The 21683-nt window shown below is 57.0% G+C and carries 16 protein-coding genes; 10 read left to right on the plus strand and 6 right to left on the minus strand.

What is annotated here, in order from left to right; all coding sequences use genetic code 11:
• Positions 1-169: 169 nt before the first annotated feature.
• From FHG12_RS00920 to FHG12_RS00930, 3 genes are all read left to right on the plus strand, one after another.
• Positions 170-4432, plus strand: coding sequence for a hybrid sensor histidine kinase/response regulator transcription factor (locus FHG12_RS00920; protein WP_165699263.1), 4263 nt, complete (start codon positions 170-172; stop codon positions 4430-4432).
• Between the two features lie 201 nt (positions 4433-4633).
• Positions 4634-5767 (plus strand): glycoside hydrolase family 88/105 protein, encoded by a 1134-nt coding sequence (locus FHG12_RS00925; protein ID WP_222940403.1) that lies wholly within the window; start codon positions 4634-4636, stop codon positions 5765-5767.
• Between the two features lie 33 nt (positions 5768-5800).
• Positions 5801-7042, plus strand: a complete 1242-nt coding sequence (locus FHG12_RS00930; protein WP_139513694.1) for a DUF2264 domain-containing protein — start codon at positions 5801-5803, stop codon at positions 7040-7042.
• A 26-nt stretch (positions 7043-7068) separates the two neighbouring features.
• Here the strand turns inward: FHG12_RS00930 and FHG12_RS00935 are convergent, their stop codons facing one another.
• The 4 genes from FHG12_RS00935 to FHG12_RS00945 form a co-directional block, all read right to left on the minus strand.
• Positions 7069-8190 carry an alpha/beta fold hydrolase gene (locus FHG12_RS00935; RefSeq protein WP_139513697.1) on the minus strand — a complete coding sequence of 374 codons (1122 nt, stop codon included), beginning with the start codon at positions 8188-8190 and terminating at the stop codon, positions 7069-7071.
• A 108-nt stretch (positions 8191-8298) separates the two neighbouring features.
• Entirely contained in the window at positions 8299-9663 is a 1365-nt protein-coding gene (locus FHG12_RS00940; protein WP_139513699.1) for a POT family MFS transporter, read from the minus strand.
• 108 nt (positions 9664-9771) lie between these two features.
• Entirely contained in the window at positions 9772-9909 is a 138-nt protein-coding gene (locus tag FHG12_RS20975; RefSeq protein WP_165699264.1) for a hypothetical protein, read from the minus strand.
• Positions 9910-10093: 184 nt separating this feature from the next.
• Positions 10094-10951: an AraC family transcriptional regulator gene (locus FHG12_RS00945; RefSeq protein WP_139513700.1), complete on the minus strand. Its 858-nt coding sequence runs from the start codon at positions 10949-10951 to the stop codon at positions 10094-10096.
• A gap of 847 nt (positions 10952-11798) precedes the next feature.
• Here FHG12_RS00945 and FHG12_RS00950 point away from each other — a divergent pair.
• From FHG12_RS00950 to FHG12_RS00955, 3 genes are all read left to right on the plus strand, one after another.
• A complete protein-coding gene (locus tag FHG12_RS00950; protein WP_165699265.1) occupies positions 11799-12134 on the plus strand; it encodes a DUF3850 domain-containing protein in 336 nt (111 codons plus the stop codon).
• 143 nt (positions 12135-12277) lie between these two features.
• A complete protein-coding gene (locus FHG12_RS21245; protein WP_262711438.1) occupies positions 12278-12403 on the plus strand; it encodes a hypothetical protein in 126 nt (41 codons plus the stop codon).
• A 168-nt stretch (positions 12404-12571) separates the two neighbouring features.
• Complete coding sequence (locus FHG12_RS00955) at positions 12572-12997, plus strand: hypothetical protein (RefSeq protein WP_139513703.1); 426 nt, start codon at positions 12572-12574, stop codon at positions 12995-12997.
• A gap of 96 nt (positions 12998-13093) precedes the next feature.
• Here the strand turns inward: FHG12_RS00955 and FHG12_RS00960 are convergent, their stop codons facing one another.
• Together FHG12_RS00960 and FHG12_RS00965 are read right to left on the minus strand one after the other, a co-directional pair.
• Complete coding sequence (locus FHG12_RS00960) at positions 13094-15322, minus strand: amylo-alpha-1,6-glucosidase (RefSeq protein ID WP_165699266.1); 2229 nt, start codon at positions 15320-15322, stop codon at positions 13094-13096.
• A gap of 180 nt (positions 15323-15502) precedes the next feature.
• Positions 15503-17533: a glycoside hydrolase family 3 protein gene (locus FHG12_RS00965; RefSeq protein WP_139517645.1), complete on the minus strand. Its 2031-nt coding sequence runs from the start codon at positions 17531-17533 to the stop codon at positions 15503-15505.
• A 608-nt stretch (positions 17534-18141) separates the two neighbouring features.
• Here FHG12_RS00965 and FHG12_RS00970 point away from each other — a divergent pair.
• The 4 genes from FHG12_RS00970 (at position 18142) to nuoC (ending at position 21668) form a co-directional block, all read left to right on the plus strand.
• Positions 18142-18552: a CBS domain-containing protein gene (locus FHG12_RS00970; protein WP_230471241.1), complete on the plus strand. Its 411-nt coding sequence runs from the start codon at positions 18142-18144 to the stop codon at positions 18550-18552.
• Between the two features lie 105 nt (positions 18553-18657).
• Positions 18658-19050, plus strand: a complete 393-nt coding sequence (locus FHG12_RS00975) for an NADH-quinone oxidoreductase subunit A (RefSeq protein WP_230471242.1) — start codon at positions 18658-18660, stop codon at positions 19048-19050.
• A 14-nt stretch (positions 19051-19064) separates the two neighbouring features.
• Positions 19065-19703 (plus strand): NADH-quinone oxidoreductase subunit B, encoded by a 639-nt coding sequence (locus tag FHG12_RS00980; RefSeq protein WP_139513711.1) that lies wholly within the window; start codon positions 19065-19067, stop codon positions 19701-19703.
• 216 nt (positions 19704-19919) lie between these two features.
• On the plus strand, positions 19920-21668 hold the full coding sequence (gene nuoC / locus FHG12_RS00985) for an NADH-quinone oxidoreductase subunit C/D (RefSeq protein ID WP_139513713.1): 1749 nt from the start codon (positions 19920-19922) through the stop codon (positions 21666-21668).
• The last annotated feature ends 15 nt before the right edge of the window (positions 21669-21683 follow it).

The raw sequence follows: 21683 nt of genomic DNA on the forward strand, positions 1-21683 counted from the left end.
AATCAGTTACCCCGCCTTTGCGCGTCGCTGCTCTGCCGCGGCCCTGTTCGGAATGGTTCTCAGAGTGTTATTTTCGTATCCGACGCAGGTCAGCTGGCTTGCAGTGCTACCTTTCAGCGGCAGATCCCCGTCTTTTTTGCCGCTTTCCGCAAACGCAACTTCCCGATTCGTGCCGGTTCAACTCCTTGTCAAATGGATTCTTCTGCCGCTGGCGCTGCTCTGCGGAGCTGGGGTTGGCCGGGCCCAGAGCATTGCACCCAGCGAGTTTCGGTTTGAGCACCTGACCGTCGATCAGGGCCTTTCGCACAGCGACGGCATGGCTGTGGCGCAGGACCCGGCCGGCTTCATCTGGATCGGGACCAACCGCGGCCTCGATCGCTACGACGGCTACGGGCTGAAGCAATATTCGCTGCCCGTCAATCCGCGCAATGGGGTTTCGGCCAACCGCATCAAAGTGGTGTATGTTGGGGCCGGGGGCCGGCTATGGGTGGGCACCGAGCGGGCCGGCCTGAGCCTCTACGATGCCGACCACGATACCTTCCTGAGCTTCGACGAGCGGCAGGTGCCCGCCGCTTACCGCGCACCGGCGCAGCTATTGGCGCAGTCCGATGTTACTGCCATCACATCCGATGCGCAGGGCCGCTTGTGGGTGGGCACGCAGCTGGATGGCTTGTTTGTGCTCACGTTTACGCGCCAGGGCAAGCTCCGGAACATGCAGCAATTTCCGCCGGCCGCCAATGGACGGGCGCCGCTCTCCCGCATCACGGGCATCGTGGCCGATGCGGAGGGCAAAGTGTGGATTGGCACCCTTGATGGAGGATTGCAGGTAATCCGCTCCACGGAAACCGGCTTAGCACTTCAGGACAAACCCTTGATTACCAACGCTATACACGTCCTGCATCTCGACCGCCGCGGCGACCTCTGGATTGGCACCGAACGCCAGTTGTTCTGGGTATCGGCGGCCAACCGGCGCACCATGCGCGAGCTAAACAGCCACGCCCTGCCCCAAGTATTCCCGACGTTGCAGTCCGTTTTCCTAGATTCGGGTGGGCAGCTGTGGGTGGGCACCATTTACGGCCTCTACGTATGGCGGGCCGGGGCAATTACGGGCCTGACGCCGCCCCTGCAAAACGTGCCGCCGACGTTGTTTCTGCCCCAGGACGGCGAACCGTTCAGCATCAATTCCGAACGCATCCACCAGATTTTTGAGGACCGCAACCGGATCATCTGGCTGTGTGCGTCCGCTGGCGGTCTCAACAAAGTCGATCTGCACCAGAAGCCCTTCGGCCGCATCCGGCAGCCGCTTACCGGCCAACGCCTTGCCCTGTCCAACAACTACGTCAACGCTATTTATAAGGAAGAAGCGCGCAACACGCTTTGGTTCGGCACGCGCAACGGCGTATCCAGCTACGACCTCGCCCGCCACACGTTTCATAACTACCTCAACCAGCTTGAGAGCGCCCCGCGCGGCGTCGATGTATCCGCGGTTTTTCAGTCATCCAACGGCACGCTTTGGTTTGGGACGCGCGGCAACGGCCTCGTGACGCTCACCCGCCAGGATGGCCGCGAGCAGCTAACTACTTATTCCCACCTACCCGACGGCACGGATTTAAGCGCGTCGAGCATCGAGCGGCTCGCGCAAGACCGGTACGGCACGGTGTGGGCCGCCACCTTTTCCGACGGCCTGCACCGATTCAGCCCCACGGGGCAGTACCTGGGCGCGTACCGGCAGGGCAAAAGCGCGCTGCCCAGCAACCAGTTTACCTTCCTGCTCTACGACGACAAGCGCGACGTGCTGTGGGCTAGCACCCGCGATGCCGGCCTGCTGAAGCTGCGCGTCACCCCCGATTCGCTGCATTTGCTGGCGCAGTATCAGTACGCACCCGGCAAAGCCAACAGCTTGAAGGTCAATTATATATGGCCTCTGTTATTGGATGAGCAGGGTTCACTTTGGATCGGGACCATCGGGGGCGGGCTGCACCAGCTTATTACCGCTGCCGACGGGCACGAAACCATTCGCCAATACCGGCAGCAGCTGCCGGAGAGCGATGTAGAAAGCATCCTGGCCGACGACGCCGGCAACCTCTGGATTGGCGGCACCGGCCTCTACCGCTTCACGCCCTCGACGCGTCACTACCTGCGCTACGACGTGGCCGACGGCCTGCAAAGCAATGCGTTCAAGATTGGGGCAGCGACGCGCGCGCAAGACGGCACGCTGTTTTTTGGCGGCATCAACGGCATCAACTATTTCCAACCCCCAGAGATTCAGGCCAATCCGATTCCGCCCGTGGTGCAGATCACCGGCCTGCGGGTGAGCAACAAGCCGGTGGCAGTAGGCGACACCCTGCACGGCCGCGTGTTGCTGGAAAAGGCTTTTGCGCAGCCCCAAACCCTAACCATCAAGGCCAGCGAAAACGACTTTGCCGTGGAGTTCGTCGCCCTCAATTATACCAATCCCCAGAAAAACCGCTATGCTTACCGTTTGCTCGGCTACAACAAAGACTGGGTTTACCCTGCGCCGGGGCAGCGCACGGCCAGCTTCGCCAACTTGCCGGCGGGACACTACACCTTGCAGATAAAAGCCAACAACGGCGAAGGGATCTGGTCGCAGCGCTACGCCACCATGCAGTTCAGCGTGCTGGCGCCTTGGTGGAAAACGTGGTGGGCGTACGGGCTGTATGCGCTGGCTGCTTTGGGGGCCGTGGCGCTGTACCGGCGCTTCGAGATGGCCCAGCAAGAGCTGAAAAACCGGGTGGTACTGGAGCATTTTCAGGCCGAAAAAGAAAAGGAGCTGACCGAACTTAAACTGGGCTTTTTTACCAACGTCTCGCACGAGCTGCGCACGCCCCTCACCCTGATTTTGGGGCCAATGGAGGAAATCATCAGCACCAACGGCTCCGTGCAGGGCCTGCGCGACAAGATTGTGCTCATGCACAAGCAAACGCGCAAGCTCTTCGACCTCGTCAACCAGCTGCTGGACTTCCGCAAGGTCGAGTCGGGCAACGTGCCGCTGCGGGCCAGCTACGGCGACGTGGTGCAGTTCCTGTCCGATATTTACCTGGTATTCAAGCTCAAAGCTGAGGAGCGCGGCATCGATTACACTCTGGATTTGCCGTCCGAGCCCGTGCCGCTCTACTTCGACCGGAGCAAGCTGGAAATCGTGCTGACCAACTTGCTGTCCAACGCTTTCAAGTATACGCCCGAAGGTCGCGGCATCAGTCTGTCAGCCACAGTGGTGGGCAGCCCCGGCGGCGAAGCTGTGTTTCAGGACGGCGTACTTACAGGTAATTATTTGGAAGTCAGCGTTGTAGACGAAGGCACTGGTATCAAGGCCGATGAGCTGGCCCATATCTTCGATCCCTACTACCAAGCGTCGCACACCGATACGTTGCGCATGACCGGCACGGGCATTGGCCTGTCGTTGGTGAAGCAGTTTGCCGAGCGCCACGGGGGCACCATCAGCGTGGAAAGCCGGGTGGGCGTGGGCTCGGCGTTCCGGCTGCGGCTGCCGTTTGGGCAGGCGCATCTGCAACCCGGCGACATTCAGGAAGACGACGCCACGCGGGCTGCCGAGCCGCCAGAAGTAACGCTGCCCATGGACGATGCGGCCCTGGGCTGGTCGAACGAGCCGCTGGCCTTGCCGGCGCTGCCGCGGCTGCTGGTGGTGGAAGACAACGACGAAGTGCGCCAGTACCTGCAACAGCTTTTCGAGGCCGACTACGAAGTGATTCTGACCGCCGACGGCTTGGAAGGCTGGGAAAAAGCCCTTTCCCAAGCTCCGGACCTCATCATCAGCGACGTGATGATGCCCCGCAGCGACGGCTTGGAACTGTGCCAGAAGCTGAAAAAGCATCCCAAAACCGCCCACATTCCGGTGCTGCTGCTCACGGCCCGCACGGCTGCCCTCCACGAGCTGGAAGGCCTCGGCATGGGTGCCGACGACTACGTCAGCAAGCCTTTTAACCCCGCCATTCTGCAAGCCAAAGCGACTACTTTATTGCGTAATCGCCTGAAGCTGCGGGAGTACTACCAGCGGCAAATCCTGCTGGAACCGACCGAAGTCGTCATTGCCGACGCTGACAAGCAGTTTCTGGAAAACGCGATGGGCGTGGTCGAGCAGCACCTCGACGACCCCGAGTTCAGCGTACAGGTACTGGTGCGGGAAGTGGGCATGAGTCAGTCGGTTTTTTACCGGCGCATCAAGAGCATCACGGGCCAGACGGCGGTCGAGTTTATCCGCGACGTCCGCATGAAACGGGCTGCCCAGCTCTTGGCCCAAACCACGATGCGCGTGTCGGAAGTGGCATTCCAAGTAGGCATTGAAGACGCCAAGTACTTCCGCAAAACGTTCCAGAAAATTTATTCCCTCTCCCCTTCCGAATATGCCAAGCAACACCGTCAGAGCCGGGAATCAGCCTCTACACCATCTTAATACAAATATTTGATAATCAATTATTTATACTACTTCATAAAACGAATAACGCATCGTATGCAAAGCATGAACCCCTACATGCAACGCGGCCGGGGACGAGTATAGCCCCTGTAAAGCGTTAAAATCTCCCCCTGTTTTTTCGGGCGAACCCAGTACTATTGCTTCTCCTACCTTTCATCCCTCCTTCCCACCCTTCCGCATATGACCGCCAACCACTTCTTACGCTTTCCCCGCCTGTTACTCAGCGGCTTACTTCTGACTTTAGGCCTCGGTCACACAAGCCAGGCGCAGTCCGTGGCCTCCGCCGACCAAGCGGTGTTCAAGCCCAAATTCATCAAGAAACAGATGCTGAAAACGGCGCAGTGGCAGTTGGCGCACCCCAAACACAAAGTCACCGACTGGACAAACGGGGCCTTCTATTCGGGCGTATTTGCGGCGTATCAAACCACGAAATCTAAGCTGCTGCTGGACTCGATGATGGCCATGGGTGAGCGTACTAAGTGGCAACCCGACCGCCGCTACGACCACGCCGACGACATCGCCATCTGCCAGACTTACCTCAACCTGTACCGCCTGAAAAAAGACCGGCGCATGATTGAGCCTACGCTGGCGGTACTAGAGAAATTTCGGACGGAGCCGGGGCCGGAAGTACGCGACCACGGCATTGCCTGGTGGTGGTGCGACGCCCTGTTTATGGGTCCGCCGGTGTTGGTGAAGGTGGCGGTAATGGAGAACAAGCCGGAATACCTGACCCTCAACGATACGCTGTATCAACAAACTTATCGCCGCCTGTTCAACCACCAAGAGCACCTGTTTGCCCGCGATGCAAGCTACCTCTTGAGCGAGTCGGGCGAGGGCAAAAAGGAAAGCAACGGGCAGCGCGTATTCTGGTCGCGGGGCAATGGGTGGGTGATGGGCGGCTTGGTGCAAATTCTGCAGGAGTTGCCCCAAAATCATCCGAGCCGCGGTTTTTACACCAGCTTGTTTAAGGAAATGAGCACGCGCCTCGTGCAGCTTCAGCAACCCGACGGCTTGTGGCGCTCCAGCCTGCTCGACCCGGCGGCTTACCCCGGCGGCGAAACCTCCGGTTCGGGCTTCGACTGCTACGCCATGGCGTGGGGCATCAACCAAGGGATTTTGGACAAGCAGCAGTTCCTGCCGGCGGTGCAAAAAGCCTGGGTAGCGCTCAACAAAGTAGTGTCGCCGGAAGGGCGCGTGGGCTGGGTGCAGCCCATCGGTGCCGACCCACGTCGCGACTTTTCGGCCGACAGTTGGGAAGTGTACGGCACGGGCGCTTTTCTGCTGGCCGGCTCGGAAGTCATTAAGCTTAAGTAGCTTACGCTACGCCCGCTTCTGCCGATTGCTCGCATGAAACGACGTTCCTTTGTTGCCCGGGCGGCTACCGGCCTTTCGGCGCTCGCCCTGCCCGTACCCGTTTGGGCGGATACTGCTACGCCAACCCTGGCCAAAACCGATGACCGCGCGTACTGGCTGAGCATGGTGCTACGCGTTGTAGAACCCGTTTTGAAAGCCGGCGCCCAAGGACAGCTTAAGGCCACAATGCCCATTGAAGCCGCACCGGGTCAGGAAGAAGGCCGCCGCAAAGTGTCGCACCTCGAAGCCCTGGGGCGTACGCTTTCTGGGCTAGCGCCGTGGTTGGAAATGACAGGCGCGGCAGCGGCGGAGGCGGCGCAGCAAAAGCGCTATGCTGAGTTGGCTCGTCAGGCAATAGCCCACGCCGTAAATCCACAATCACCTGACTTTCTGAACTTTACCGAAGGCGGGCAGCCGGTAGTGGATGCCGCTTTTCTGGCCCACGCCCTGTTGCGCGCCCCCACGCAGCTTTGGCAGCAACTGCCCGCCGCCACGCAGACGCAACTTGTGCAGGCGTTGCAAAGCAGCCGCGTGATTAAGCCCGTGTACAGCAACTGGCTGCTGTTCAGCGCCATCATCGAAGCGGCCTTGCTGAAATTCACCGGCGCGGGCGACCTGATGCGCATGGATTATGCCATTAAGCAGCACCAGATCTGGTACAAAGGCGATGGCACCTACGGCGACGGCCCCGACTATCACTGGGACTATTACAACAGCTACGTCATCCAGCCCATGCTGCTGGATGTAGTTGGTACTCTGGTGAATGCGGACAAGGAGCGCAAAGAGTTGCTGGAAACGTTGCGGGCCCGCGCGCGGCGCTACGCAGTGGTACAAGAGCGCCTTATTGCGCCCGATGGCTCGTTTGCAGCGTTTGGCCGGTCGTTGGCGTATCGGTGCGGAGCGTTTCAGCACTTGGCCCAAATGGCGCTGCAACAGCAACTTCCGGCCGAGCTGCCAACTGGCCAGGTACGGAATGCCCTGACGGCCGTGATCCGGCGCACGCTGGAGCCGCGCGGCACTTTTGACGCCAAAGGCTGGCTTCAAATCGGGCTGTGTGGGCACCAGCCCAGCATTGGCGAAGGCTACATCTCCACCGGCAGCCTTTATCTCTGCACTACTGCCTTTTTGCCCTTGGGCCTTCCCCCCACCGATGCCTTCTGGACCAGCCCCGCCGGCGACTGGACGGCCCGCCAAATCTGGTCGGGGCAGGACGTGAAAACCGACCACGCGCTATAACCAATTGGCTAGCAACGCATTGTCGCTTAGCGTTTTCCAGCCAAGAACTTACCAATCGTTTCGTTCAGAAACTTGCCGTCTGCGGGGTTAGGAGCGGCGCCGGCCGTATGCCCCCACAGGGACGGAATTGGCGCCAGCGTAACGCCGGGAATAAAGGCTGCCTCGTAGCGCGCATCGGTGAGGGGAAAGTAGAGATCGGTTTCGGAAGGCATGTAGAGCAACGGCACTTTAATGGAACGCAGCGCCTTTTCTACATCGCCCCCAAAACCAGCCGTAGCGCCTACGTCGTGGCGCTCCCAAGTGCGCATTTGCAGGATCAGATCGTTGGCATCGGCGCCGGGGATGAAGTTGGTGCGGTAGCCGTTGAGCACTTGCTCGAACGTGGTGCCGGGCGGCGAATTGGCCCGCCAAAGCTCACGCCGCCACCATTCCTGCGAAAACAGCCAGCCCGTCCAAACCGTTGCAAAGGCCTCTAAGCCTTTGGTAGGCGGACTGGTGTAGTCGCCGTTGTTGAAAGCTGCATCGGCAGTGAGGGCCGCAATTTGGCCTTCGAGGCGCACCACGCCGTGTGGGTAGGTTTTGGCCGTACCCGAAGTCGCTACGATGCGATCGGCAAACGTGGGGTAGCTTACCGCCCACTGAAAAGCCTGCTGCGCTCCCATCGAAAACCCGATAATCGCTCGCAAGTGATTTACCTTCAAATCTTTAGCAAGGAGTTGGTGTACGGCTTCGACGTTGTCGCGGATGGTCGTTACCGGGAAGCGCGGGCCGTGAAACGGGGCGGGTGTATTGCTAGGCGACGACGAATGGCCATTGCCAAACAACTCCGTAGCCACCAGATACAACTGCGTAGTATCCAGGGCTTTGCCCGGCCCGATGAGCCATTCGTACCCATGATGATCGGCCATGTAGTGCGAGGGCAGCAGCACGACGTTGTCATGTTTGGCATTGAGGTGGCCATATGTGCCGTACACGACGCGGGCGCGTGGCAGCGTCACGCCGCTTTCGGTCTTGAAGTTGTTGATGAAAAACTCGTGGTGCTTGGCGCGATCTACACGTTTGGCGGGCGGTTCCTGCGCCCGAGCGGGGCCAAGTAGCAGTAGCAATGCAGCGAACAGGCAAAAGCAGCGCGTATTAAGACCAATCATAGTTTTCAAAGAAGAGAGCAAATTCAATCAAATCATAAATAATTGATTAACAATTACTTATGGCAATTTACGTAAACAATAAAACACTATCTCACCACACTAACTGCTTTACGCAATGGCGTCTTCTTCAGCGGCGAGATACGTTTTTTCTTTTATGAAGTGCGCCACCACGGCAAACAGCGTAACGTTGACGGCCATAAGCCCCACGAAAAACCAATAATAGTTGGCGCCCTGAAAGCGGGCGAAAAAGCCGCCGCTGACAATGCTGTTGTTCATCAGGGCCAAAAAGAAATTGCCGGCCGCAATGGTCAGTAGCCACAGGGCCGTCATGAGGCTTTTCATGGACTTAGGCGCTTGGGTATAAGCATATTCCAAGCCCGTAACGGCTACCATCAGGGTGCCGCCGGCTACTATAAAGTAGGCCAGTACCTGCCACCACACCGACGGACTGCCGCCCGTATCGAGGCTATGCTGGATGCCGGCAACCACGGCTAGCGCTACGGCCACGATCACCATGCCCACCCCAATGCGGCGCAACGGCGTCATACGGATGCCTAGCCGGGCCAGGCCGGGGTACACGCGGTAGGTCAGCAGCGGATTGAGCCCGATGCCAAACACAATGCCCAGAATCTGAAGCTGTTCGGGCAAAGGCGTAAAGCCGGGCCACAGTTGGCGGTTGAGGTGAGCCGCCTGCAACACCCATTCCGATACGCTTTGGTCGTAAAGGGCCCACACCACCGGAATAAACGCGAAAATCAGTCCGACACGGACTAGCGCCGCCCGGCCTTCAGCGTGGCCAAACGTCAGTTGGATACCCCTCACTAAGCCCGTAGGCGGCACCCGCACGTAGCGATGCCGGCCGAGCCAAAAAGTAAGCGCGGCCACCGCCATCAGAATGCCCGGCACTCCAAACGCCACTGCGGCCCCAAAGCGGGCATACAGTATGGGTACAAAAGCTGTGGAAACGGCCGCTCCTACGTCGATGGCCAGTTGAAACCAGCCGTAAGCCTTCGGGAGCAAATGCGCGTTGCTGCGGTTAAACTGATCGCCCAGGTTGGCCGTGACGCTGGATTTAATCCCTCCCATGCTCACAGCCACCACCAGAAGCCCCACGCGAAACCCCTGCAAATCATTGGCATACGCAGCCAGCAACACATGCCCCACGCAGTAGAGCAACGACACGTACAGAATAACCCGGTACTTTCCGAGCACCCAGTCGGCCAGCAGGGCTCCGAGCACTGGCATCGCGTAGCCCAACGCCACAAAGGAGTGCACTAAGTCATTGGCCCGCGCCTCTGCCAGCGCGTCGAGGCCGGGGCTGTGGGCGGGATTGTAAAACTGCGCCACCAGAAAGGTGGGCAGGATGGCGCGCATGCCGTAATAACTGAACCGCTCTGCAACCTCATTGCCCACGATGAACGGCACCGCTTTGGGGAACGCGCCGGGCTGCGCCGGCAGGGTACGGGTTGGCATACAGGGCGGGTTGAGGCGAAGAGATGCAGTGCAGCAACTTACTTATAATCAGCCAATCAGCAACCGCTGCGCGTACTTTCTCCGGTTTTTGCTTCTTGCAGCAAGCACTCAGTGATGCCCCATCGAGAACCACCACTCCATGAGCAAGTAGCCAATTCCCAACAGGTTGATTATCATCAGAATCACCACGCGGCGCTTCCACCGCAGCAGGCTATAGCGTCGTCTGAGCCAGTGTAGTTCCTCCATCGACCTTAAGGTAGCGGCGCCGAACGCAAAAGTTGCCGGCCGGAAGCAACTTTATTATAAGGTATGCCCTGTGCACTAGCTGGCCACGGGTAAATGGAGCAAAAAGCCTCGACCTAAGGAATAGTGGCCTACGTATAAATCATTAATAATCAATTAATTATCATCTACATTAACTTGTAGCTTCCTACTCCAACTCCTCCATTTTCTGCTTGCGGTACGCCGATGGGCTCACTCCCATCAGCCGGCGGAAGGTTTTGTTGAAATGCGACAGGTTGTTGAAGCCGCTGGCGTAGCTAACTTCCGTGATGGGCAAATCTTCAAGCAGCAGCACACACGCTTGGCTGACGCGGTATTCCTGCAAAAACTCCGTCAGCGTTTGCCCCGACATCTTTTTGAAGTAACGGCAAAAAGCCGGCACCGACAGGTTGGCCAACGAAGCCAAGTCACTTACCTCGATGGGTTGGCTGAAGTGCTGCTGGATGTAGCGGTAGATTTTGCTCAGGCGTTCTTTCTCTTTGCCGTGCAGCATCAGGCCGCCGTTGTCGGCGTGCAGAACTTCAGCATCCTGTGCTTCAGCCAGTTGCTGAAACAACTGCAACAGGGAAAGCAACCGCGGGAAAGCCGGTTGCGCCAGCATTTCCTGCAAGGCGCTGCCAATCGCGGTGCGGGTTTTGGCGCCGAAGGACAGGCCTTGGTGCGCCCGCGCAAACAGCTGCTTGATGGCCGCTAACTCAGGAAATTTCCCGAACGCGTCTTCCAGTAAGTCGGCCCGCAACTGGAGCACAATCTGCTCGTAGGGGTTTTGGCGACCGTAGCTAAAGCTCAGGTGCGGAAGGTTCGGCCCGATAAAAACCAGCTCTCCGTTCTCATACTGGGCGTTATGCTGCCCAATGTGCCGCCGCCCCCGCCCCGACGGGATGTACACCAGCTCGTATTCGGGGTGATAATGCCAGAGAACATGGATGCTTTCGACGTCGGTATTGTGCTGGAGTGTAAACGAACTACCTGCCAAAGGTTGGATGGGCTCAAATTGTAGTTTCATGTCGGTGCTGGACTAACGCCCAAAAAGAAGCAAATCGGGCGGTTTAAGTCAATATAGCATTGAAAAAGGCAAATACAGGCGTAGTAGTTCCTTCGCCGGGCCCGTATTTTTGTTATAGTTGGTTTGTAACTCACTGTTAATGAGGCACAGACACAAAGACTTTACGGCACTATTCTTTTTGGCCTGCAAGCCGAAGCGAAAAGTGACCGAAATAGGCTAACCACTGCCAAATCCTGCGGACTTCGGTCTAAGTATTTGCAGCAACGGTTGGTTCGGGCCGAAGTTGGGTGGGAATTTCTTCGGTTCCGGATTATAAAGAGGCGCTCTGGGTGGGGCGCCTTTTTTGTGCCCTTTACGCAGAGAATATCCTCAAACTAATACTGCATTACATCCTGCCGGTTTACAGCAACTTTATAAAGTCAATACAGCACCATAACTGGATAACTCAGGCGTAGTCAGGCCCCTCTGGAGCCTGTACCTTTGTGCTTGTATTTGGTGTGCCATGCTCTCTCAGCATTTTCAGCAAAAGCTACTCTGAGAGACGCATCACGGGATTCTCGCCATAGCGAGGCAGAAGTTACAATTCTCTGCAAGCCCGCGTCCCGGCACCGCTTGCTCCGACGCGTGGAGCAAGTCATTCGGCTTACACAGCCTGGGAAATAGCAGAAACCCAAACCTTTTTCGGGAGCTTTCAGTATAACCAATTGATAGTCAATTAGTTATACTGTATTTCCATTTCTGCTTCGAGCCAAAGCCCGCTCGAACTGCCCACGAAAGCTTACTCGAAGCCAAGTCTTTGAGTCCTTGAAAGACTTTCGGGCACATGGAAAACCCAACTTCCACTCCAATGAAACTCACAATGATACGCCATACTTCACATTTCAATTTACATACCGGCCCTACCCCCTACCGCACTCACGAGCTAGAGATTGGGGCCACTGAATACGCGGCCCTAGAGGCCGGCACCCGGCCCTTCGACGTCCGGTACAATGACCGCGATTACCAAGTTGGTGATGCTTTGATTCTGCGCGAATATGAGCAGGACAGCGGCCGCACCTTGCTTCGATGGGTCAGCACGGTAGTGCACGGCGGCCATTCCGGCCTTGAGCACGGTTGGTGCATTCTGGGCCTGAGCGAGCGCGCTCCGTTGCCGCCCGGCATTCTGGACACTAAACTTTGGTAAAAGGGTTTTTGCAAGCCGCTCATTCACAGTATTTTAACTAGTACAGCAGCTTGCTAGTACTAGTCTTTTTTTACGCACGGGCATAAATTTTCCCGCCGGGAAACGTGTGTCCGCGCCTTACTTCCACTTTTACATTTCCTGACATGTACATACCGTATGTCTGGCACCTCACGGCCGAAGACGGCCAGCGGGCCGTTCGCTTCCTGAAAATCTATTTTTACCGCGCCCTGCCGCGTTTCCGACGAACTACAAAAACCTGGTCTTATTAGACCAGGTTTTTTTATTGCTATCTAGGCTATCGGTTGATTACCAATGATCTACTCTTAATAGCAAGTAATATGGGCTAGCTCAACGGTAGCCGCTTTGGAATAGTATTTGTAAACGTCGGAGCCAACCAGCCGGGAAGCCGGTTTTCCCACCCTGATTTGTATTTGCCTATGCCCCTGCCCCTTACTCAACCGTTGCGTCTGTATTTTGAAAACCCGGTGGGCCGCATTCTGGAACACCCCGATGGCATTGCCTGGGTACAGTACCAACCGGGGCCGCGCCAATTTGATCATCTTAAGGCTTTCCTGACTCATACCGGCCGCTTGCTGGGGCTGCGTGGATGGCGCAAGCTGCTAGGCGATCAGCGCCTGATGGCTCCGTTCACGCCGGAAGAAAGCGCCTGGATTGTGGATTATTGGCTTGCCCATCAAGGCGACGACAAGCAGCCGCTTTACGGCGCCGTACTCTTGCCTCACGATGTATTTGCGCGCCTGTCGGTTAGCCAGATGATGCACGAAGCCCAAGCGGCCGCCCTCACCTACCGACTCTTTGAAGAAGTGCCAGCGGCCGAGGCCTGGCTGCGCCAGTTGGGATAGAGCACCTCCGTTTCACGACTCAATTCCGGACTTATAACCTTACAAATAGCCCTTTCGGCAAGCTGTGGTGCTTCGAAACTCAGCTTGCCGAAAGGGCTATTTTTTTGTCTGATTTAGAACCGGATGCAGCTTTAAATCAAGCGGTTGGGCAAAGGAAACTCCGCTCAAAATCTTCGTACTCTGTTCCCGCTGGGCGAGCAACGCCGCTGAGGGCGCTACCATCTGTTCCGAGAGGATTTTACCGCCTTTCCCTACCAGCCGAATCGCCAACTTTTGGTCGGTTGCTTCTACTTTCAGCACTGACTCCTTCTTGACAACTACCGCAGTGGGCGCAAAGGGAAACACATCAACTATTACTTTGGCTTCCAAATCGTTGAAAGTATAGGAGTACGCCGTCATGTGGCCGGCCTCATACTGGGCTGATACTGAGCTCTTTCCTACCAAGAAGTTGTATTCCAGATTCTTGATCGAAGCCGGCATGCGCGGCGCCAAGGTCAGGAGGTGGTTGGCCATGTCGGGGCGGATGCCCAGAAAATACTGGTACCAAATGCGCAGCTGCTCGGCATTGGACCACGCCTGTAAGTACGCGCCCGTCAGGCGGGGCCAGCTTTCGCCGGGGTGCGGATAGGCATCCATGTTTTCGCTCAGGCCACCGACTACGCCACGGGTCAGGGCCTGCCGATTCATGTTGGCAAAGAGTTGGTACGCCGTTTCGGTCTGCCCGGCTTCGATCATGCGCTGCATGGCTATGCCATTGTTCCAGAGCCAGATAGCTCCGCGGTGGTAAGCAGCATCTTTGTGGTAGTACTCCGGCGCCAGATGAAACGGATGAAACTGCGGATCGTGGCGATCCAGGGAGGCCACGCCCCACGGATACACCAGCTCCTCCCACGTTTTGCGGATTACCTGGTGCTTAAAAGCGGGGTCGTCCACCAGGTCCAGGGCGTAGAGTTGGTTGGGACGCAGGGTAAAGTCGGCTTGGTTATGCTTGTCGAGGCGGTCGGCGAGGTAGTCGTGCTGCGGGTCGCGGTAGTCCTGCTCAAAATGCGTTTTGACTTGCTGCGCCAAGCGTTCCCACTTCGTTTTGTTGGCCGAATCGTGCATGTAGGTGGCGAAATACGCCCCGGCCAGCAACTGCTGGTACCACAGCGCCTGAATGTCGTTGGCCCGACTGCCGCGCGGCGTATACGCCACGAGGTTGGCATCGCGGGCATCCATCCAGGTTTCGTTGTCTTCGTGCAGTAAATAGCCTTTCGCATCCACCCAATGCTGCAAAGCGCCTTCGATACTGGCCTGCACGTTAGGGTAAAGTTGACGAATCAGGGAGGTGTCGCCGGAGTACTTCACGTAGTCCTGCAACCCAATGATAAACCGCGGCGTGCCGTCGGTGGTGTGATAATCGATGTTGCTCGGATTCACGATGTTAGGCACCCGACCGTAGTAGCGCGAGCTTTTGTCGGTCTGCTGAAACTTGGCAAACGAAAGCAGAATCTGCTTTGCCGTTTCAAACTGTCCGGTCACCAACACAGCTCCCGGCAGCGCAATGAACTCATCGCGGCCCCAATACTCATTAAACCAAGGCAGGCCGGCGTAGATGCCATCGCCCTGCTGGCGCGTCACGAGCTGGTCCATGGTGGTGGCCAGCCAACGCAGAGCCAGGTCCAGCGAATCGTTGCTGGAACGTAGGTACGTGTTGGTTAGCAGATATTGCCGCATGCGATCCTGGCGGGCCTGCTGCAAGCCGGTACCGTTGCGCCGCACCTCCTGCAGCAAAGCAGTGATTTCGGCTTCGCCTTTGCCCACTAACACGTAAAATCCATCACCAGAGGCACTTACGCGCTGGCCGATTATACTGATAGATTGGGCCTGTTTGGGCGCCACGGCAATAAGGTAGCCTCCCTCCCGCGCCGAGAAGAAGGCCACGTTGTCCTGCTGGCGCAGGTAATGCACCTTGTCGCCCTTTAGCGCGATGCCTAAGGGTTGAGTGGCCCCACGCAGGGTTATTTCCAGTACGTTTTTGTAGTCAAATAGCCAAAGGTCCTCAACCAGCGCCGGCCCGTGCCGCCGCTCCAGCTTGTAGGGGTAGACTACAACTTCGGCTGCGCGATTGTCCAGCTTCTGGTCACCGACAAAGAGGTCATAGCCACCAAAAACGCGGTTTTTGGCAATGTTGAGACCTTCAAACCAAGCGTATTCCGGATGATTGGTTTCGTGGGTTTGCGTGAAGTAATAGGCGGCGGCTTTGTTGGTAAACGAAACGCTGCGGTTGGCCTGGCGCGGCACCGCAATCTTCATCGTTTCCAGTATATCGCTCTTTCTGCTCATAGAAGTATCCTTGCTCCTTACGCCCTCGCGGGTACAAGCGGCCAGAATCAAGGAAAAGCAGAATAAGAAAGCAAAAAATCGGGGCATGGGTAAAGTGCAAATATCCACGCAAAAGTACAGACTATGCAGCCAGTATTGGCCCTTTGCTTCCAGATAAGCAACATCCAAGCCCCGATTTTTCTACAGATTGCCTTTATAGCTAAGCCCTTCGTCGTACTTAAACAGCGGATAACCAGGGCCTTCCTTGTCGCCTGGCACGTCCTCCTTCTGGTTCTTAACGGCAGCTTCGGAAATCGGAGTTGTGAAGGGCATTTTGCCGGTAGGGTCGAATTTACCGGTTACAACGTCGAGCAGCGCTTCGGGTGTGGTGCCGAAAGTGGCCAGTACGCCTTTGATCTGGCTTTTGGTGGCGTCACCATAAATCTCACCAATAACCCAAGGGTTGGTGTAGTTGATGGCCAGCACGGTGGGCTTTTTGGCTGCCAGCGCGTTTACATACGCTACATCCACACCATTTTTAGACAAGGAAAGCTCCAAGGGCGACCCATCGGAGGCAAACAACGGCTTCGCTCCCGGCTTGATCCATAGCAAGATAACGTCCGCTTCTTCGGGAGTAGCCACAAAATCGACGGGATACGAGGCATCTTTGGAAGCGTACACGTCGCCGGGGCCCGTGGTCGGCGTGCCAAACCGTTTGTTGTAAGTCTCGAAATACACTTTCGTTTTGGCCTTGAGAGGCAAGGCTTTCGTCTCGTTGCGCAGCAGCACAATGGACTTGCGCATCGCCAGACTGGCGCGGGCCGCAAACCGGGGGTTGTTCACGATTTTTTCGGCGGCCGTTGCGTCGACGTATGGGTTTTCGAACAGGCCAAGCTCAAATTTTTCTAGCAACAACCGCCGCACCGAATCGTTGATGAGCGGCATGTCTTTGGGGTTGCTTTGCACCGTTTTCAGCAGTTCGGTCGGGTCGGCGGTGCCGGCGAAGATGTTGACGCCCGCTTCCAGGGCGCGTTGGTAGCGCTGCGTAATCGACAGGTCTTCAACGCCCCAAGGCATCATCTCAATCGGACCGGTATCGGAGTTGATGATGCCCTTGAAGCCGAGCTGCGTGCGCAGCAAATCATGAATAATGGCCTTGTTGTAGGCGTAGGCAATCTGCTCGTACTGCGTGCCAACGGGCATCGAATAGTACGGCATGATGGACGAAGTGCCCGCTTTGATGGCGGCCTTGAACGGAATCAGGTTGTTGGCCAGCATACCGCCCGGAAACACCTCCTGCTTGCCCCAATCGAAGTGCGGGTCCTGGCCCTCTTTCCCGGCTCCGCCGCCGGGGAAGTGCTTGGTAGTCAGGGCCACAGAGGTGGGGCTTAATTTCGGGCCCTGAAAGCCCAGAATCACCTGCGTGATCATCTGGCCTACCCAGTCGGCATTTTCGCCGAAGGTACCGTCTACGCGCTGCCACCGGGGTTCGGTGGCCAAATCGGCCATGTACATGTAGCCTTTGCGCAGACCGGTCGCCACCCACTCCTGCCGGGCAATGTCGGCAAACTCCCGCGTCAGCTTCAGGTCGCGCATCGCCGACAGGCCCAGTTCACCGGGCCAGGTCGAAAAGGCCGTTTGCCCCACGCTGGTGCCAATAGCGGCCGTGGAGGTAATGTGGTTGCGCGGGTTGGACGTCACGATGGCCGGAATGCCCAGGGGCTGCTGCTCGCAGAGGGCTTGCAGGTTGTTGGCCCATTCGGCAATGATGCGAGCCGACGGATTGGCGCGCAGGATGAAATGCCGTAAATGATACTGGCTCACGGCTTTGGTAGTGCCGGCGGCGCTCATAACGGGCACGGGCAGTGGCTTTTTCGTAAACATGTTGGTGGTGGCCACCATGTCATCCTCGTTGAAGCCGCTGGTAATCGGGTCTTTGGTTTTGGGCGTGTCAAACGACCAGTCGTTTTTCAGGCGGGTGCTGCTGATGAGCATAAACCCGACTTTCTCCTCCACCGACATTTTGCTCAGCAAATCCTGCGCTCGCGCTTCGGCCGGCAAGCGCCAGTCCTCGTACTTGTCAAGCTTGCCGTTCTTATTCAAGTCTTTGAACTTCAGGCCGTTCTGTTCTATGATTTTAGCCGAACGATTTCCCAGAACGGGCTGCTTCGGCTGGGTTTTGGCTTGGCCCTGCACCGGCTGTACGATGCCCAGAAAGGCTAACAACGCCATGCCGACCAAAACGGAGGTTAAGTTTTGCCGTTCCGGGCCAGCGGCGTGCCGGCTCCCGGAAGAATGAGTGGGATTTGTGGGGATGTGCTTCATGGCGAGCTAGGGTTTGCAGGGGTGTCGCAACATTTCCGGACTATGCCGGATACTCCAGGTAAGTACCGAAAACTTGCTCTTGGCTTCACGAAACTCGCTGACTTTATTCACGATAACGTTTGCGGCGTGTCGGCTCAGGGCTCCTCTTTTTCTCCGGAAAATGCGCCTTGCCTTCCGCTGCTTTCGCGGCGCGAGCCAGTTTTTATAGCTGCTTTTTTGCAGGGCTATTGGTCATCCAAAGAGCAGGGGAAATTCGGCGTGCCGAGGGAAGACAAAAGAATATTACTAAACAGCAGCGATGCTTTGCTGTGCCCGGTACGGCGCCCGGAGCGTTTTATTCGACTTACCAGAGGTTATTCATTACTACTGCTTACGGTAAGTAACTATAGATCAAATAATTATGAATTAATAATATTCGCGAAATCAACAATATTATTCGTATATTAAATTGAATTTTTAGTATAAATAAATTCTAAGCCGGAAGGGAGGACCACATGGGAACTGTCAGGCACATTTTGCAGAGAAAACCCAAAAATCTTTTCTATGTAGAACCCACTTTCACCGTTTACCAAGCGCTGGAGCAAATGGTGGAGCAAAACGTAGGCGCGCTGATGGTAATGCACGACGGCCATCTGCTGGGCATTTTTACCGAGCGCGACTACGCCCGAAAAGTGATATTGCGGGGCAAGGCGTCGAAGCATACGCACGTGGAGGAAATCATGAGTGAGCACCCCGTGGTGGTTTCGCCCAACGACTCGGTCGAGGAGTGCATGAAACTCATGACCAGTCGCTACATCCGCCACTTACCGGTGCTGGAAAACGATACCGTCATCGGCCTGATTTCCATTGGCGACATCGTTAAATACATCATCGACGAGCAGAAATTTATTATAGAAAACCTGGAGCACTACATTTCAGGCACCTGATAGCAAACGCATTATCTTTTTTCAAATAGATTTTAGTCGGGTAGTACTTTAAATCCGTGCGGAGGCGGAAAGGCTATGCATGCTTCAAGCGGAACGGGGCCGGTATTGTGGCCACTTCTGGTGTACGGCGGCATCGTACTGGGGCTGGTGGCGGCGATCCTGGGGCTTTCCTACGCGCTGGGGCAGCACCACACGGCCCGTGCCATGGGTGAGCCCTACGAAGGCGGCATTGTGGGCGAAGGCACCGCGCGCATTCGCTTCTCCTCGCAGTTTTATTTGGTGGCGATGCTCTTTGTCATCTTCGACATCGAAACCATCTTTATCGTCTCTTGGGCCATCGCTTTCAAGGAGTTAGGCTGGTACGGCTACAGCGGAGTGCTGGCCTTCATTGTGCTGCTGGTAGTGGTGCTGATCTACGAATGGCGCAACGGAGCGCTCGATTTCGGGCCTGATGGCCAACGCATATTACGGGCTTACAAACGGATGTTGCGACCTTAAAACGGCCCACAACTATGAAATGGTGGCTCACGAAACCCGACGCGCCCGCCAACGCCATTCAGGGCACTAGCTCCTACGAAGAGACTGTGCAGCAAAGCGTTATGCTCAGCACCGTGCAGGACCTGCTGGCTTGGGGCCGCAAAAACTCGATGTGGCCCTTCCACTTCGGGCTTTCCTGCTGCTTCGTGGAAATGGCCACCAGCATGACGCCCAAGTACGACGTGGCCCGCTTCGGCGCCGAGGTAATCCGCGGCACGCCCCGCGAAGCCGACGTGATGATCATTGCGGGCACCGTATTCATCAAGATGGCGCCCATTATCAAGCGCCTGCATGAGCAGATGATGGAGCCTAAGTGGGTGATTTCCATGGGTTCGTGTGCCAACTCGGGCGGCATGTACGACATCTACAGCGTGGTGCAGGGCGTCGACAAGTTTCTGCCCGTGGACGTGTACGTGCCCGGCTGCCCGCCCCGCCCCGATGCCTTCATGGAAGGCCTGATGCTGCTCGCCGACCGCGTCGGCCACGAAAAACGTCCGCTCAGCTGGACCATCGGCGAGCAGGGCGTTTTCCGCCCCGACAAAACCGAAGTAAAAGCCACCAAGCGCGAGCGCTGGGACACGATGACAGAATTCCGCTCCCCGGATGAAGTATGAGAAAGAATATGAAAAACATGCCTTCCTCTCACTTCCGCCTGTCATCCTGAGCGCAGCGAAGGACCTTCTCACTGCAGAACAACAGACGTCAGCAACGGTGAGAAGGTCCTTCGCTACGCTCAGGATGACAGACGATTTTATAATATTATTAATTAACTAATAATCAATACGTTACATAAACACCAGCAGTATCCCAGGAATTTAAAATTCCTAGTTATGGAAAATGGCAGCGGCATTATAGAGCAATTGCAGGCGCGATTTGGCGAAGGCATTTTTAAGCCCCAAACCACCCGGGATGAGATCCTCACCCTCTGGCTGCCGCTTGACCAGATCAAACCGGTGCTGGCTTTTCTGAAAAACGAGGTTGCGCAGCCCTTCCGCCTGCTGTTCGACCTGACGGCCATCGACGAGCGCACGCGCAAACGGGACAACGGCCACGCGCCGTACAGCTTTACGCTGGTTTACCATCTGTTTTCCTTTGGCCGCAACGAGTTTATTCGGTTGAAAGTTGGGCTGACCGACGAATTTCCGTCGGCGCCCAGCATTACGGGCTTGTGGGCCAACGCAAACTGGTACGAGCGCGAGATTTTCGACATGTTTGGCATCAAGTTCGACGGGCACCCACACCTATCGCGCATCCTGATGCCACGCACCTGGGAGGGACACCCGCTGCGCAAAGAGCACCCTGCCCGCGCCACCGAAATGGGCCCTTTCCAGCTCTACGACGACAAGCAGGACCGCGAGCAGGCCGCCCTGCAATTTCGTCCCGAGGAATGGGGCCTGGAGCGTCAGAGCGAAGACAGCGACTTCATGTTCCTGAACATCGGGCCGCAGCACCCCGGCACGCACGGCGTGCTCCGCATCATTTTGCAGCTCGACGGCGAAGACATTGTCGATGCCATTCCGGATATAGGCTTTCACCACCGCGGCGCCGAGAAAATGGGCGAGCGGCAGTCGTGGCACACCTACATCCCTTATACGGATCGCGTTGACTATTTGGGTGGGGTCATGAACAACCTTGCCTACCTGCTGGCCGTGGAGAAGCTGGCGGGCATTGAGGTGCCGGATCGGGTGAAGGTCATTCGGGTGATGATGTGCGAGCTGTTCCGCATTGCCAGCCATTTGGTGTGGTACGGCACATTTGCGCAGGATCTCGGCCAGCTTTCGCCGGTCTTCTACATGTTCACCGACCGCGAACGGGTGTTCGACATAGTGGAGGCCATATGCGGCGGACGCATGCACCCCAACTGGTTCCGCATCGGCGGCGTGTCGCAGGATTTGCCCGTCGGCTGGGAAAGGCTGGTCAAGAGCTTCCTCGATTACTTCCCCAAAAAGCTAAAGGAATACGACAACATGGTGCTGCGCAACAGCATTTTCAAGGCGCGCACCCAAGGCATCGGCATTTTCACCCTGGAAGAAGCCATCGAATGGGGCGTGACCGGCCCCAACCTGCGGGCCTGCGGCTTCGAGTGGGATTTCCGCAAAAAGCGGCCGTACTCGGGCTACGAAATGTTCGATTTTGAGGTGCCCACCGCCACCAACGGCGACTGCTACGACCGTGCCCTGGTGCGGGTGGCCGAAATGCGCCAAAGCCTGCGCATCATCGAGCAATGCATGAAAAACATGCCCGAAGGCCCCTACAAAGCCGATCACCCGCTCACCACGCCGCCCCTGAAACACCGCACCATGCACGACATCGAAACGCTCATTACCCACTTTCTGGGCGTGAGCTGGGGGCCGGTGATTCCGCCCGGCGAGGCCATGAGCTGCATTGAGGCCACCAAAGGCGCCAACGGCTATTACCTCACCAGCGACGGCAACACCTCGCCCTACCGCGTGCGGATCCGCACTCCCTCGTTTCCGCACATGCAAATGCTGCCCTACATCAGCAAAGGCTACTCCGTCGCCGACTTGCTTTCCATCCTGGGTGCTATGGATTATGTCCTGGCTGATATTGACCGGTAACCCCCTCGGTCCGAC

It is taken from the genome of Hymenobacter jejuensis (assembly GCF_006337165.1).
Lineage (GTDB): Bacteria > Bacteroidota > Bacteroidia > Cytophagales > Hymenobacteraceae > Hymenobacter > Hymenobacter jejuensis.